This window comes from Photobacterium sp. Alg240-V54, assembly GCF_900537155.1.
In the GTDB taxonomy this organism is placed as follows: Bacteria; Pseudomonadota; Gammaproteobacteria; order Enterobacterales; family Vibrionaceae; genus Photobacterium.
Genome location: NZ_UNRL01000001.1, coordinates 1089500 through 1105194 on the forward strand (window position 1 = coordinate 1089500; position 15695 = coordinate 1105194).

Consider the following 15695-nt stretch of genomic DNA (forward strand, 5'->3'; position numbering starts at 1 on the left):
AAAATGCGATTATATATTTATTAAAAGCTTTATCTATTAAATGGAACATCATTAACACAAACATGACATTAATATTTAACATAACACCCTGTCAAAACATTCCTTTTTGGAATAAGTTAAACATTATTATAGTAACTCTATGTTAACTTAATACTAAAAGAAATATTTATCGTTAATACAACAATATATGTCTGTAATAACTCTTATATTTTTATATATGCTGTCATTACTACCGTTAGTATCGTTATGATGATTTGTTTAATCTCCTCCTAAATAAAAACCACCTCATTACTAAAAAAATAGTTCACCTCATTTTCTTTTACAACTAGAATCTAGTCATATTTAAATAAGGCGAACTATATTATTAACCATTCATTGGCGGAGTAAATGCCGTTAATGTTGGTGCAACACCGGTATATTTTTCGATTTTTACCACTCCAGAGTTGCCGCAATTACCATTAGCTAAACGAGAGGTTGGAATATCCATCGTTAATACGTTGGGTCCGCCGTTTTTACACATACCTGTTTTAGGATCTAAATCAGGCCATGCGCCTTCGTGAATACATACGCTGCCTTTTTTAATACCATCAGAAACATGTGCGCCGACGAGTACTTGACCACGTTGGTTATAAGCACGAACTAAATCACCATCTTTAATACCACGTACTTTGGCATCTTCTGGATGAATCGTAATTGGTTCACGATCTTGAATTGCATACTCTTTACGAAGGTCCGCATAGTTAAATTGGCTGTGCAAACGGTGTGCTGAGTGCGACGTCATTAACTGTAATTCGCCATCAGTGTAGTTAAACATCCACTCGGTTGGTTCCATCCACGTTGGATGTGGAGGACAATCATCCAGTTTGTAACTTTCGATAGTTTTAGAGAAGATCTCAATCTTACCACTTGGCGTGCCTAGTGGGTTCATGATTGGATCTTTACGGAAATCACCAAAGCGAACAAACTCAGCATTCTTTGCATTCCACTTCATTTCAATAAGCTTATTCGCTTCCCAAAACTTAGAGAAATTCATCATAGGTATACGTGCATTACGACCGCCTTGTTGTGCTGTTTTATAGAAATCACGAAGCCATTCCATCTCCGTTTTGTTTTCCATATAAACGTTTCGCCCACCAGGTTTAAGGTGCTCTGCCATATCAGCAAAAACATCAAGGTCACTACGGGCTTCATGTTGAGGCTCAACTACTTGCTTCATCGGCACAAGATGTTGATTAGAGTAATCACCTGTCATGGTCATATCATTACGCTCAAATGAAGTCGTAATTGGTAGCACGATATCCGCATGTTTAGCTGCTGCAGTCCAGTACGGTTCTGAAATAACGATCATCTCAGGTTTTTGCCATGCTTTGATCAAGCGGTTTGTATCTTGGTGATGGGTAAAGTTAGCACCGCCCGCCCACCAGATCATTTTCAACACTGGGAAAGTGAGTATATGGCCATTGTGTAGATATTCTGTTCCCGGTTTCTCTAAACATTCAACAATACGAGCAACAGGGAAGGCAGTAACTGAGCCTTGAATTGCCCAATCATTACCGCCTGCTGAGCTTCCACCTAACGAAGGAGACATTGCTGGGAGTACGCCTGCGTCACGTGTTGGGTTTCCGCCATTTGAATAGTGGTATGAGTAACCAAAACCACCGCCCGGCAAGCCAATTTGACCAAGCATTGAAGCAAGGACGGTTAGCATCCAGTGACGTTGCTCGCCGTATTGTTGACGTTGCATACCCCATCCACCCATTAGCATGGTGCGGTTTTCTTTGAAGATCTTAGCCAGCAGTTCCATCTGTTTTGCAGGAACACCACAAATAGCTTCAGCCCATTGTGGGGATTTCTCAATACCGTCTTCTTTACCCATTAAGTATGCTTCAAATTGTTCGAAGCCTACGGTGTATTTAGCTAGGAATTCAGTATCGTGCTGCTGTGTTTTCACTAATTGATGAGCAATACCCATCATCATCGCTACATCAGATTGTGGATTAGGTGCAATCCATTGTGCTTTATCACCAAAGAATTCAGCGGTTTCTGAGCGCATTGGGTCAATGATAATCACGGTTTTTCCTGATTTTTTCAGTTGGTGGAAAAACTCAAGGCCTTGACCATCGGTTGAAGACCAAGCAATCTTTAAGGTATTGATTGGGTTCAAGCCCCACAACACAACTACTTCACTGTTCTCTAGAATTACAGGATAAGTGGTTTGTTGTTCATATACTTCGATAGAGCCAACCACGTGCGGCATGATAACTTGAGCTGCACCCGTTGAGTAATCTCCTAAATGGCCAGCATAACCACCAGCCATACTCATGTAACGTTGCAGTAGTGTTTGAGCTTTATGCAACACACCACTTGATCGCCAACCGTAAGAGCCAGCAAAGATAGATTGAGGACCGTAAGTTTCACGAATACGCATATGTTGTTCATGAATTAACTTGTAAGCGTCATCCCATGATACTTGCACAAATTCATCGCTACCACGAACACCTTGGGGGTTGCTTGGGTTCTCTAAATAACCTTTACGGACCATTGGGTATTTAACACGAGCTTTAGTATAAACCTGTGATGGACCCGTTTGTTGCAAGCTGTTTGGTACCGTTTGCGCTAAGCCACTTTTGGTTGAGATAAGCTGTCCATCTTTGACTTCACAAAGTAATGGACCCATACGACCTGCAGTTAGAATTAATGAATCTGTACGTCCAAACGTAGAAGCGTTCACAGATAACGGAGCGATTGACGTGATCGCTAATGCACCAGCAGATGCACCTGCGCCTTTTAAAAAGCCGCGACGAGTAATAGTAGTCATAGTCACTCCCTTATTTATGGTTTGCCACGTCTTTCGCGTGGTTTTGGAAGAATTTAGTTAAGATCTCAAGATTTAGCTCAGAGATATCAGTACGTGCGCCCATGCTTTTTGCAACAGGGCCCCAAGAGTTAACAGTAAAATGATTGGCTGGAATTTTAGCGTGGCAAGTTGCACAATAAACGTTATCGAGTTCTTCTGCGTAATCCCATAACGGTTGATTAGATGCAAGCACAGGTGCTTCAATCAAGCCTGTTAACTCTGCACTACGCCATTGATTACCGTAAGCGTCAGTTTTAGCATCGCCTAGTTTTAATGCTTTAATTCCCGCATCAGTTAAGGTAGCGATGATTGAACGTTGCCCTTCACCCATGTAGATAACAGATTCTGCACCTTGCATTTGGTAGCCTGATACCATAACCGTACGCTGGTTATCTTTATGCGCGACAGTGGTTAATTCAACGGTTGGATTAATCGTCGCAAGATCAGCCATTTTGATGGCTTCAATTGGATAAACTTTAACTGCATCAGGTTTAGTATTTTTAGCCATGTCAAAAAGGTGATCAAAAGCGGAGGTATCTAACGTAGCTTGCGGTGCGAAGTGAGCAACACCTTTATGACAATCAATACAGGTTTGATTATTTTCTTGCGCGTATAAATGCATTTTTTGTGCACTTACTGATTGGTCATAAGTTTCCATTGCATCAAAGTCATGGCAAGAACGGCAAGTAGCTGAATCGTTTTCACGCATTTGTCCCCATACCGTTTCAGCCATTGCTAAACGATGATCTTCATACTTAGCATCAGTATCAATTTTACCGGTAACAAATTCATGGTAGATGTCTTTAGACGCTCGAACCTTGGTAATTAAATAATCAATAGGATCTTTAGGGATATGGCAATCAGCACATTCTGCACGAATACCTTTTTGGTTACTGAAGTGAACTGAACCTTGATATTCAGCCAATGGTTTTTGCATCGTATGGCACGATACACAAAATTCAGTACTTGAAGTTGCATGAAGTACGGCTTGTGTTCCACCTAAGGTTAACCAGCCAATAACGATGCCAATAACAGCGATTAAAGCAATATAGCGTTTTTTCATAATATCATCCTTAAATTAACCTTGATTTTTTTATGGCTATTTTAAAGAATTCTACCGCTAAAAATGACACACTTGGTCACAACATGTTGTTTTAGTCATGCAACTGTGATTCATTACTCACAAATTACAAACATATCAACAGTAAATCACTTTTATTGACTTATTTACAAACACATTTTCATATTTATTGTGTGGCAGCTAACTATTAATGAAAAACATAAAAAAAGCCCCTACGCTCGGTACAGTGCAGGGGCTTTAGATAGTGACGGTAAACTTACGTTCACCAATAATAAATAACATCCTGTATATTTATTATTTTGTCCCTTGGTATTAGGCTGGAGACCTATAGAGACGGGGATCAGTAAGTATAAGACAATAACCGCACCTTAATCGCTATGGTGATTTAGCCACAAGGTGCTGTTAGCGTATTATTCCAACTGATTTAACGGCGCATTTGTTTCTGAGTTAATTCAACAGCACGTAATTGTGCCATTGCTTTCGCCAGATCCATTTCCGCCATTGCGAAGTTAACATCATCAGCATGCTTGTTGATGTTTTCTTCGGCGGCGCGGCGAGCTTCATCAGCGCGGGCTTGATCAATGTCCTTCCCATGCATTGCCGTGTCGGCAAGTACAGTTACTACGTTGGGCTGAACTTCAACTATACCGCCTGAGATATAAAGGATTTCTTCGGGATCCTTTAAATCTGTGACGAAGCTTGCCACACCAGGTTTTAGTCGGCTCAATAAAGGAGAGTGACCAGGGCGAATACCCAACTCACCATCGGAGCCTGAAACTGCCAGCGCGTGAGCTGGACCAGAGAACAAGGGTCCCTCAGCACTTACGATATTGAGTTGGAACGTGTTCTCGGTAACGCCAATAGCCATAATGCCTCCTCAAGCCTTATAAGGTTTTCGCTTTTTCGAGTACATTTTCAATGCTACCGCAGTACAAGAATGCTTGTTCTGGAATATCATCATACTCACCGCTTAATAGGCCTTTAAAGCCAGCGATAGTCTCTTTAAGAGAAACGAAAATACCTTTTTGACCAGTAAATACTTCTGCTACGTGGTAAGGCTGAGTTAGGAAACGTTCAATCTTACGTGCACGAGATACGGTTAATTTATCTTCTTCAGATAATTCATCCATACCTAAAATAGCAATAATATCTTTCAGTTCTTTATAACGCTGAAGTACTGTCTGTACACCACGGGCAACATCATAGTGCTCTTGACCAACAACCAATGGATCAAGCTGACGTGACGTTGAATCTAATGGGTCAATAGCAGGGTATAGACCCAATGCAGCGATATTACGTGACAGTACAACGGTTGCATCTAAGTGAGCAAAGGTTGTTGCTGGCGATGGGTCAGTCAAGTCATCGGCTGGTACATATACCGCTTGAATAGATGTAATAGAACCCGTTTTAGTTGAGGTAATACGCTCTTGTAGTACACCCATCTCTTCAGCCAATGTTGGCTGATAACCTACCGCTGATGGCATACGGCCAAGCAGTGCTGATACTTCGGTACCTGCCAATGTATAACGGTAGATATTATCGATGAACAGCAATACATCACGACCTTCATCACGGAAACTTTCCGCAATGGTTAAGCCTGTTAATGCTACACGTAGACGGTTACCCGGTGGCTCGTTCATCTGACCGTAAACCATGGCAACTTTATCAAGTACCCCGGCTTCTTTCATTTCGAAGTAAAAGTCGTTACCTTCACGTGTACGTTCACCCACACCGGTAAATACTGATAAACCTGAGTGTGCTTTAGCGATGTTGTTGATAAGCTCCATCATGTTAACGGTCTTACCTACACCCGCACCACCAAACAGACCAACTTTACCACCTTTGGCAAATGGACAAATAAGGTCGATAACCTTAACGCCAGTCTCTAACAGCTCTGAACTATTAGATTGATCTTCATATGACGGTGCTGCGCGGTGAATAGCATATTTTTTCTTTTCACCAATGTCACCGCACTCATCGATTGGGGTACCCAATACGTTCATGATACGGCCAAGCGTTTCTTCACCGACAGGCACTGAAATTGGCGCATTAGTATTAACCACTTCCAAACCACGACGAAGACCGTCTGATGAACCCATTGCGATACAACGTACAACACCGCTACCAATTTGCTGCTGTACTTCTAATACAAGTGCTGCATGCTCACTGTCACTTAAGGTAAGCGCATCATATACTCGAGGCACGCTATCTTGATCAAACTCAACGTCAACGACAGCGCCGATGACTTTGACAATCTTACCAGTACTCATTTGATGTCCTTAAAATTCTGTTTAAACGGCTTGTGCCCCAGCTACGATTTCACTTAGCTCTTGGGTGATTGCAGCTTGACGGGCTTTGTTATATACCAGCTGAAGATCATTAATCAGCTCACCCGCATTATCTGTTGCTGCTTTCATTGCCACCATTCGTGCTGCTTGTTCACAAGCGATACTCTCAACGGTGCCTTGATAGACTTGTGATTCGATATAACGAAGCATCAATTCATTGAGGATCGGCTTAGGATCAGGCTCATAGATATAATCCCAACGACTTTTTTCATTCACATCATCTGACGCGTCTTGTTCAAGTTCTGGGTTAGGCAACAACTGAGTTACCTTTGGCATTTGCACCATTGTGTTTACAAACTCGTTGTAAACTAGGAACAAACGGTCAATTTTTCCTTGGTCGAAAAACTCCAACATGGCATTAACCGGGCCTAAAATATCTTCGAGTTTTGGTGAGTCACCAATACCTGATGTTTGTGCAATCACGTTGCCGAAGCGATGGAAAAACGAAATTGCTTTTGAGCCGATCAAGGTGGTGTCGACATCAACCCCTTGATCTCGCCATTGGCGCATATCTGCCATGGCTTTCTTGAACAAGTTAATGTTCAAACCACCACACAATCCTCGGTCTGAGGAAATAATGATGTAAGCTACTCGTTTAACTTCTCGCTCTTCAAGATAGGGATGCTTATATTCCAACGAACCGGAAGTTAGGTGCCCGATCACCTTACGCATATTCTCAGCGTAAGGGCGGGTCGCTTCCATGTTGTGTTGAACTTTACGCATCTTACTTGCGGCAACCATTTGCATTGCACTAGTGATCTTTTGCGTATTTTGTACGCTAGCGATTTTAGTGCGGATCTCTTTTGCATTTGCCATGGTTAGCTCCTATCTACATTCATACTGCGTCGTTCGGACGGAAAGTATTCGCGTTACTTAGTACGACTGCGTATCAACGAATGTTTTTAGAAGCTGATGCAGACTTGCTTCGATATCATCGTTGTAATTACCTGATTCATTGATTGAGGCAAGCAACTCGGCGTGCTGACTTTTTGCAAATGCCATCAATGCTGCTTCAAATGCACCTATTTGTGATAACTCAACACTGTTCAAGTAGCCTTTTTCAGCAGAGAAAATAGCAAGTGCTTGCTCTGCGACAGACATTGGTGCGTACTGCTTCTGTTTCATCAGCTCTGTTACTTTTTCACCGTGGTCAAGCTGCTTACGGGTTGCGTCATCTAGATCCGATGAGAACTGCGCAAATGCGGCTAATTCACGGTACTGCGCAAGTGCAGTACGAATACCGCCTGACAGCTTCTTGATGATTTTAGTCTGAGCTGCACCACCTACACGCGATACTGAAATACCTGGGTCAACGGCTGGACGTAAACCTGCGTTAAACAAGTTAGTCTGCAAGAAGATCTGACCATCAGTAATCGAAATTACGTTAGTTGGTACGAAGGCTGATACGTCACCCGCTTGGGTTTCAATGATAGGTAACGCAGTTAATGAACCTGTTTGACCTGTTACTTCACCATTAGTGAAACGCTCAACATAGTTAGCATTTACACGTGATGCACGCTCTAGTAGACGTGAGTGAAGGTAGAACACATCACCAGGAAAGGCTTCACGACCTGGTGGACGCTTAAGCAATAGTGAAATTTGACGATAAGCGACTGCTTGTTTTGATAAATCATCGTATACGATTAGTGCATCTTCACCACGGTCACGGAAATACTCACCCATAGTACAACCAGCATAAGGTGCTAAGTACTGTAACGCTGCGGCTTCTGATGCCGATGCAACTACGACGATAGTATTTTGTAGGGCACCATTTTCTTCTAGCTTACGTACCACGTTAGCAATGGTTGACGCTTTTTGGCCAATCGCAACATATACCGAGTAGATGCCAGAATCTTTCTGGTTAATGATGGCATCAATCGCCATCGCTGTTTTACCTGTTTGACGGTCACCAATGATAAGCTCACGCTGACCACGACCGATTGGTACCATCGCATCAACCGCTTTGTAGCCCGTTTGGATAGGCTGATCAACCGACTTACGGTCAATAACACCAGGGGCAATGATTTCTACCGGTGCGAAACCGTCATTGTCTATAGCGCCTTTACCGTCAATTGGTTGACCTAGGGTATTCACTACACGCCCTAATAAACCTTTACCTACAGGTACTTCAAGAATACGGCCAGTACCTGTTACTTTCATGCCTTCTGCAAGGTCAGCATACGGGCCCATCACTACCGCACCCACTGAGTGGCGCTCTAAGTTAAGCGCTAATGCATAGCGGTTATCTGGCAGTTCAATCATCTCACCTTGCATAACATCAGCAAGACCATTGATATTAATAATACCGTCACTTACAGAGACGATAGTCCCTTCGTTACGTGCTTGACTTGTCACATTGAAGGTGGCGATTCGTTGTCTAATTAAATCGCTAATTTCATTCGAGTTTAGTTGCATATCTATTACCTATTACGCCTGAAGGCTCGTTGCGAGTCGGTTGATAGAGCTTTTAAGCGTACCGTCAATCACCAACTCTCCAGCTTTGATCAGCATGCCGCCTACTAGCGTTTCATCGATGTGGCAATCAAGCTCAACACTGCGATTTAATTTTTTTTGCAGCGCCTGTACTAAATTGGCTTGTTGTTGAATGCTTAATGGCTCAGTCGTAGTGACATGCGCAGTAACCATGCGCTCATAATCATCTTTAAGCTCATGAAACAGTTCGACAACCTGAACGATCACATTTAGACGTCCATTTTCAGCCATTACTTTGATCAGGTTCTGGCCATGTTCATCCAGTAGACCTTCACAAATGCCCAAGAACATGTCAGTAAACGCTTCTGAGTCACTAGCACCTAACTGTTCGCTGTCTTCAATCTGCTGAGCAATGATTGGTTGGCTAGCAACCGTTGCTGCGATGGTCAACATTTGCTCCCATTGTTCTAATGCCTGATTAGCAACTGCATAATCAAATGCAGCTTTGGCATAGGGCTGAGCAATGGTTAGTGGATCTGACATAATGTGCTCTCCAGTTACATATCCGTGATAAGTTTATTAACAAGATCGCGGTTAGCATCAGTATCCAAATTGCGATTAATCAGTTTCTGAGCCGTTTCAATGACCATATCGGACATTTCAGCACGTAGTTCCTGACGAATGCGATTACGTTCGCTTTCTAACTCTGCTTGACCTTGCGCTACAAGACGGGCTTTTTCTTTCTCGCCTTCAGCGTGGGCATCTTCGATAATCTGTGCTCGGCGCTTATTACCTTGCTCAACTAACTCACTCGCACTTTTCTTCGCATCTTCCAAAACTTTTGCGCCATTCGCTTTTGCGATGTCGAGTTCTTTAGCTGCGTTTTCTGTATGAATAAGCCCATCTGCAATTTCACGTTGGCGTTGCTCAATTAACGCAGTTAGCGGCGGCCAGACATACTTCATACATAGCCAAACAAAAATCACAAAAGAGATTGCTTGACCAAGCATGGTTGCATTTAAATTCATACCATCCTCACTATTTAAATAACGTTATGATTTATAACGGTAGTTCTGGCTATTAAGCCACAGCAAAGATGATGTAAAGACCAATACCAACACCAATCATAGGAACCGCATCGACAAGACCCATCATGATAAAGAACTGTGTACGTAGCATCGGCATAAGGTCCGGCTGACGTGCAACACCTTCAAGGTATTTACCTGCTAAGTTACCAATACCAGCAGCCGCACCCGCCGCACCTAAACCAATCAGTAGTGCACCAGCAACATAAAGAACTGCACTTACAATATCCATGAATGACTCCAAAATTATTAAATAGTTAAAACTCAAATCGAACTTAATTTATTAATGTTCTTCTGTGGCCATTGCCAAATAAACAACCGTTAATACCATGAAGATAAACGCTTGTAAGAACACAATAAGAATGTGGAATAGTGCCCATGGAACGCTGAGCGCCCACTGCATCCACCACGGCATTAATGCAATAAGGATAAAAATCATTTCACCCGCATACATGTTGCCGAACAATCGCAGACCGAGAGAAATTGGTTTTGATATTAGTGTTACTAACTCCAAAACTAAATTCACCGGGTAAAGCCATGGACTTTCAAAAGGTTGTGTCGTTAGTTCTTTAATAAAACCACGCAATCCTTTTGTTTTTAGTGTGTAAATTATGATTAACATAAACACACCAATTGCCATCGACATAGGCACATTGACATCCGCAGAAGGTAATTCACGGAAATGCTCAAAACCAAGTAAGCGAGCAAATGCTGGAATGAAATCAACTGGCAATAAGTCAATTGTGTTCATAAGAAAAACCCAAACAAAAATAGTTAATGCCAATGGCCCAATTAACTTGTCTTTTGTTTGAAAAATTTCCTTAACAAGGTTATTTACAAATTCATAGGTTATTTCAATAAAACATTGCAACTTACCCGGAACCCCGCTGGTTCCTCGTGATGCAACATATCGAAAAACACCGATAAACAGTAAACCTAACAACCAAACCATGAGCATGGAGTCAATGTTAATGCTCCAAAAACCCTTACCCACAGTGAAGAATGTTAGATGGTGCTCAATATAATCGTGAGCGGTAGTTACTGATTCCACCTTACGTCATCCTAAATTGAGGTTTGTTAAGTATCGGAGTTAAAAAGCATCCTAAAAATGTAACACTATAAGCCAGCAACATAATTTCGCTATTAACCGGTATAAAACGAACCACAACCAATATCATTACCGCGGTATAAACCCATTTAACTAATGAATTCAGCTTGGCTAAATATTTGATATTAATTTCATCATTCTTCTTCAATTTATATGCTGCGCTACCTAGCCCAAGCAAAGAAGGAATAACAGCAATCGCTACACCGATAATTGCAGATTTCACACCAAACGTGTTATTTGTAATACAAATGAATAATATAAATAAACATCCAAGTATTAACTGTCCGAGTAATATGACTTTTGCTGCAGAAAGAATATCGTTACACCCTGAGCCTGCTTTCATATTTAAATCCTCTACACCGTCTGTACTTTTATTATTACGACTCCTTTTCTTAATTATGTTTATTACAGATAATATAAAATAATTAATTAAAACAGTAATTACACTTCAAAATATCTTGTCGAAGTATAAAACTGAATAATTACTAAAATAATGTCTTATCATCATAAACATTCAATTACGCAGCTCCATTAAATATATAATAGAAATTTATATATTATGCGGTGCTTACTAATAGGCTTATTTTTCAATATGTTTCAGCCTATCGTTTGCAGTACAAAATTTACGTGATCAGTTTTGTGATAGCCATCAAAATAAATGCAAACAATGATTACCATTTTTGGCTCTTGATGTTGATGCTCAAGATCGAGATTATCATGTGCGTATTACGCATAAGTAATCATTAACATTTTTTAATTTTTATTTACATTGCATTTTTGATATTCCTGATTCAGCCTCGTTTAAAAAAGCGCTATTTCATCCGTAATTGCATTATTGACCTTACCCTGACAAATAAGAAGCTATTAACAGCTCACACTCCCGTTAACAAAAACACCCCAACAAGGCAACATTAATCCAGTGAAAAATAGTACTGCAATTTTCATCAACAAAGCCAAAAAACGCCATAATCAAAAATACAGTTATACTTTTTTTGATTATATAAACGCCAAAACGGCAGCCATTATTACCTGTCCAATCCATGGAAATTTTAAACAACGGCCAGATGTTCATCTTGCTGGGCATGGTTGCCAAGCCTGTTCTGGCACCAAAAAGCTGACACTAAGTCAATTTATTGCTCGAGCTAACGCCATTCACAACAACAAATATACTTACGAGGAATTTATATATAAGGGGACATTACAGAAAGGGAGTATCCACTGTCAGATTCACGGTATTTTTAAACAAACACCAAACGCACATTTAGCAGGAAAAGGCTGTCCTATGTGTGCTTCGTCTCAATTAGTGTCACAAAGTGATTACATAAAGAAGGTAAGTCAAATTCATAATAACCGTTATCAGTATGAACATTTCATCTATACAGGGGCTCTTAACAAAGGGGTTATAACATGCACGATTCATGGTAATTTTAGTCAACGAGCTGATGCACATTTGCGTGGTTCTGGATGCCCAAAATGTATAAAAAATCGTCAAAAAAAGACCACTAAACAATTCATCGCCAGTGCAAAAAAAATTCATGGTGAACGCTATAATTATTCATTGTTTGAATACAAAAGCATGAGAACAAAAGGCATTATTATTTGTAGTATTCATGGCGAATTCTTGCAATTACCAACGAATCATTTAGCTGGAAACGGATGTCAAAAATGTGCTTTGTTACGCAGAAAAAAAACCAAGAATATTAATAAGCAGCCACCGATTAAGTTATTACAGCCATATTAACGGTAAGCTATCAACTATAATTACCGTAGTACTTCATCAATATTATAATATTCAACTGATTTTACCATTATAATAAGCAACACTTATCCTATATAAAGCAACACCTTTATTTTTAGCTACTGTCATTTTATGTGTCATATATTTAACGTTAAATTTATTAAATACCTTTACGACCATTCATATTGTTAGCTTAGATTTAAACGTTAAATTTTACTTGGTTACTACTAAAACAACATTGGGGATCGTCGCATTGTCAGTTACACTAAGTACTAATTAACGACGTACCTTTAATAAGTCACTAAGACGGCATACAACATGACACAGAAAAATAACCCGCTACACGGCATTACGTTAGAAAAAGTATTAATTGAACTTGTTGAGCATTATGGCTGGAATGAATTAGGGGCACGGATTAACATTCGTTGCTTTAATGATGATCCAAGCATCAAATCAAGTCTCAAGTTTTTACGTAAGACTGAATGGGCCCGTACAAAAGTTGAAAGCTTGTACCTAGATATGGTTCGCTAGTCATTACTGATAAAAAAGCCACGATATTCATCACTTATAAAATGTTGAATGTCGCGGCTAGTTAGATACTTTACTTATTCAGCACAAAGAGCTGCAATAACCGCTAATCGACGTTGTGATTGAGTCACAAACGGATTGTTAGTATCCCATGCGTAGCCAGCAAGAATAGCGCAAATCATCTGTTTAATTTTACTATCAGGATTGGGATGAAAAATCACACGCTGTAGCTCACCGGAATACCACCCTTCAACATAGGTACGAAACGTATCAACACCTAGCATCAGAGGTTGTGCATAATCACATTGCCAATCAACCTTCTCACCGGCGAATGAACGCGTTAATACGGTGGCTGCTAATTGTGCCGATTTCATTGCAATAGTGACACCTGAAGAAAATACCGGATCTAAAAACTCACCAGCATTACCTAACAAAGCGTAATTTGAGGTTGCCAATTGAGTAACGTTGGCAGAATAACCTTCAATGGTTGCCGCTTTTATTGGATATTCTGCCGCGGCTAAAATTGTTGCCAGTCCCGGTTCTTCATTAACTAGCTGTTTTAATACTGCGAGTGAATCATCACCATAATCAGCTAGCCACTGTGGTGGAGCAACGACACCCAGTGAACAGGTACCATTACTGAACGGAATCAACCAATACCACACATCAGCAGAGTGAGGATGAACGGAGATTAAAATCTTATTACGATCATAATCAACCGAACACTTTTCGGCATTAATATGATCGGTAACATGACAAAATATCGCTTGCCGTGGTGGCAAGTGTGATGGCTTCTCTAACGCCAGTAACCGTGGTAATACTCGCCCAAAACCACTGGCATCTAGTACAAAGTCAGCTTCTAATGTATATGATTTTTTATCTGCTCCAGTGACAGTAAGCACTGACTTAGATTCTAAGCATTCAATCGCTTCAACTGCGTGTTCGTAACGAATCTCAACGCCTTGAGTAACCGCCTCATCAGCTAATACTTTATCAAACTGTCCTCGCTGAACTTGATAAGTTGTTGCAGGGCCTGCTGTGAATTTATCGTTAAAATCAAAAGTGGTATACCTATCTTGATAACGAAACGCTGCCCCATCTTTAAACTGAAATCCCGCAGCCGTAACAGCATCAAGCATCTGTGCTTGCTCTATCACTTCCATACATGCAGGTAATAAACTTTCGCCAATTGAAAAACGCGGAAAGGTGCTTTTTTCTAGCACAATAACGTCAATCTGTTGTTGATGTAACAATGCTGCAGCAACAGATCCAGAAGGACCTGCACCGATAATCACGACTTGCGTACGCTGTTGTTGAGTCACTATCACTATCCTTATTTTATCCTGCTTGTAGCGTCAGTAACGTATGGCCTAAGCCAATATCATCTTCGCGTTCTGTCACAATAAAACCAGCCTCTGCTACCAGCTCTAGAAAATCTTCACTACGATAAAAGCGACTATTACCATTTGCCAAACAAGTAAAGTATAGCGAGGTCGCATTTAAACAATAAGAGGCAGCCTCATAGCGCTGAGCATCCCAAAATAATTCTAAAATATACACTTTGGCATCAGGGCGCATTGCTTGCCTTACTCGACGTAAAATACTTAAAATTTCCATCGGCGAAAAACAATCTAAAAACTGGCTCATCCACCACACATCAGCCCCTTGGGGTAAGGCTTGATTGCGATCAAGCATATCAACAGCATAACCTTTAATGCGTTCAGAAAATCCGGCCAGCTGTGCATGTTCAAGGGCTACAGCAATCTGTTGAGGCAAATCAATAATCGTCACTTCGACATCTTTATTATGCTGACAACATTGTAATGCCCACTTACCAGTATTACCGCCGATATCAAAAATTCGCTGTGGAGGCTGAGCGAAAACTTTGGCTAATAATAATGGAAATGAACGATCAGAATAAAAATGATCAAAAGCAAACCAGCTTTGTTTCGCTTGAGGCGGTAATTGTGACAACCCTTGGTATATGGTTGACCAGTCGCCGAGTTCTTTAAGTCCTGCTGGTTTCCCCTGTTGAATCGATTGTGTTAAATGCATCATTGCGGCGTAACAAACATCCGCCGTGAAATCCATATTGGCATTGGTCATGCCATCATGTAATAAGAAATAGCCAAGGTTAGCTAAACAATATCGGTCCTGCTGCCAAGTTACAATATGGGCACTTAACGCCATGTCTAATAAGACTTTAACACCATATTCTGACACCTCGGTTGCGACGGAAATTTGCTCAGCACTAAGTCCTTTTTTACCCGCATCATCCAATACTTGTAATATTTTTAAATCACGTAACGTTCGAGCGGTATGAAAAACTATTGGCGAAAAAGCTAATTTTTGAGCTTCTGTTTTCGCCGCTAATGCATTAAATGGATCGTTAGTAAAACCTGTCACACTGAGCCTATAATCAAGGTGGAGATAAATGATATCGCTATTTTAATGGGCTAATTTCAAGATGTACTGTTTAAAAACAAACAATATTAATAATTACGCTGATATCAACAA

15 protein-coding genes are annotated in these 15695 nt (G+C 40.8%); 2 read left to right on the forward strand and 13 right to left on the reverse strand.

What is annotated here, in order from left to right:
* Positions 1-364: 364 nt before the first annotated feature.
* The 11 genes from G6R09_RS04705 to G6R09_RS04755 form a co-directional block, all read right to left on the reverse strand.
* Entirely contained in the window at positions 365-2818 is a 2454-nt protein-coding gene (locus G6R09_RS04705) for a molybdopterin guanine dinucleotide-containing S/N-oxide reductase (protein ID WP_163920767.1), read from the reverse strand.
* A 10-nt stretch (positions 2819-2828) separates the two neighbouring features.
* On the reverse strand, positions 2829-3920 hold the full coding sequence (locus tag G6R09_RS04710; protein ID WP_163920770.1) for a NapC/NirT family cytochrome c: 1092 nt from the start codon (positions 3918-3920) through the stop codon (positions 2829-2831).
* Positions 3921-4362: 442 nt separating this feature from the next.
* Positions 4363-4806, reverse strand: coding sequence for a F0F1 ATP synthase subunit epsilon (locus G6R09_RS04715; protein WP_060996805.1), 444 nt, complete (start codon positions 4804-4806; stop codon positions 4363-4365).
* A gap of 16 nt (positions 4807-4822) precedes the next feature.
* Positions 4823-6208, reverse strand: a complete 1386-nt coding sequence (atpD, locus tag G6R09_RS04720; RefSeq protein ID WP_065167177.1) for a F0F1 ATP synthase subunit beta — start codon at positions 6206-6208, stop codon at positions 4823-4825.
* A 21-nt stretch (positions 6209-6229) separates the two neighbouring features.
* A complete protein-coding gene (atpG, locus tag G6R09_RS04725) occupies positions 6230-7102 on the reverse strand; it encodes a F0F1 ATP synthase subunit gamma (RefSeq protein ID WP_065167178.1) in 873 nt (290 codons plus the stop codon).
* Positions 7103-7159: 57 nt separating this feature from the next.
* Positions 7160-8701: a F0F1 ATP synthase subunit alpha gene (gene atpA, locus G6R09_RS04730; protein ID WP_065167179.1), complete on the reverse strand. Its 1542-nt coding sequence runs from the start codon at positions 8699-8701 to the stop codon at positions 7160-7162.
* A gap of 12 nt (positions 8702-8713) precedes the next feature.
* Positions 8714-9262 carry a F0F1 ATP synthase subunit delta gene (locus tag G6R09_RS04735; RefSeq protein ID WP_065167180.1) on the reverse strand — a complete coding sequence of 183 codons (549 nt, stop codon included), beginning with the start codon at positions 9260-9262 and terminating at the stop codon, positions 8714-8716.
* A 14-nt stretch (positions 9263-9276) separates the two neighbouring features.
* The gene (atpF, locus tag G6R09_RS04740; protein WP_065167181.1) at positions 9277-9747 is read right to left on the reverse strand and encodes a F0F1 ATP synthase subunit B; all 471 of its coding nucleotides are present in this window, start codon (positions 9745-9747) and stop codon (positions 9277-9279) included.
* A gap of 52 nt (positions 9748-9799) precedes the next feature.
* Positions 9800-10036, reverse strand: coding sequence for a F0F1 ATP synthase subunit C (atpE, locus tag G6R09_RS04745; RefSeq protein WP_036791577.1), 237 nt, complete (start codon positions 10034-10036; stop codon positions 9800-9802).
* 51 nt (positions 10037-10087) lie between these two features.
* A complete protein-coding gene (gene atpB / locus G6R09_RS04750) occupies positions 10088-10855 on the reverse strand; it encodes a F0F1 ATP synthase subunit A (RefSeq protein WP_065167182.1) in 768 nt (255 codons plus the stop codon).
* Position 10856: 1 nt separating this feature from the next.
* A complete protein-coding gene (locus G6R09_RS04755) occupies positions 10857-11255 on the reverse strand; it encodes an ATP synthase subunit I (protein ID WP_065167183.1) in 399 nt (132 codons plus the stop codon).
* A gap of 576 nt (positions 11256-11831) precedes the next feature.
* Between G6R09_RS04755 and G6R09_RS04760 the strand changes: the two genes are divergently transcribed.
* Complete coding sequence (locus G6R09_RS04760) at positions 11832-12653, forward strand: hypothetical protein (RefSeq protein WP_163920774.1); 822 nt, start codon at positions 11832-11834, stop codon at positions 12651-12653.
* Positions 12654-12968: 315 nt separating this feature from the next.
* Complete coding sequence (locus G6R09_RS04765; RefSeq protein ID WP_060996813.1) at positions 12969-13181, forward strand: VF530 family DNA-binding protein; 213 nt, start codon at positions 12969-12971, stop codon at positions 13179-13181.
* 74 nt (positions 13182-13255) lie between these two features.
* Here G6R09_RS04765 and G6R09_RS04770 read toward each other — a convergent pair whose 3' ends face one another.
* On the reverse strand, positions 13256-14500 hold the full coding sequence (locus G6R09_RS04770; RefSeq protein ID WP_163920777.1) for an NAD(P)/FAD-dependent oxidoreductase: 1245 nt from the start codon (positions 14498-14500) through the stop codon (positions 13256-13258).
* A 16-nt stretch (positions 14501-14516) separates the two neighbouring features.
* Positions 14517-15584 (reverse strand): methyltransferase, encoded by a 1068-nt coding sequence (locus G6R09_RS04775; RefSeq protein WP_065167187.1) that lies wholly within the window; start codon positions 15582-15584, stop codon positions 14517-14519.
* Between the last annotated feature and the right edge of the window lie 111 nt (positions 15585-15695).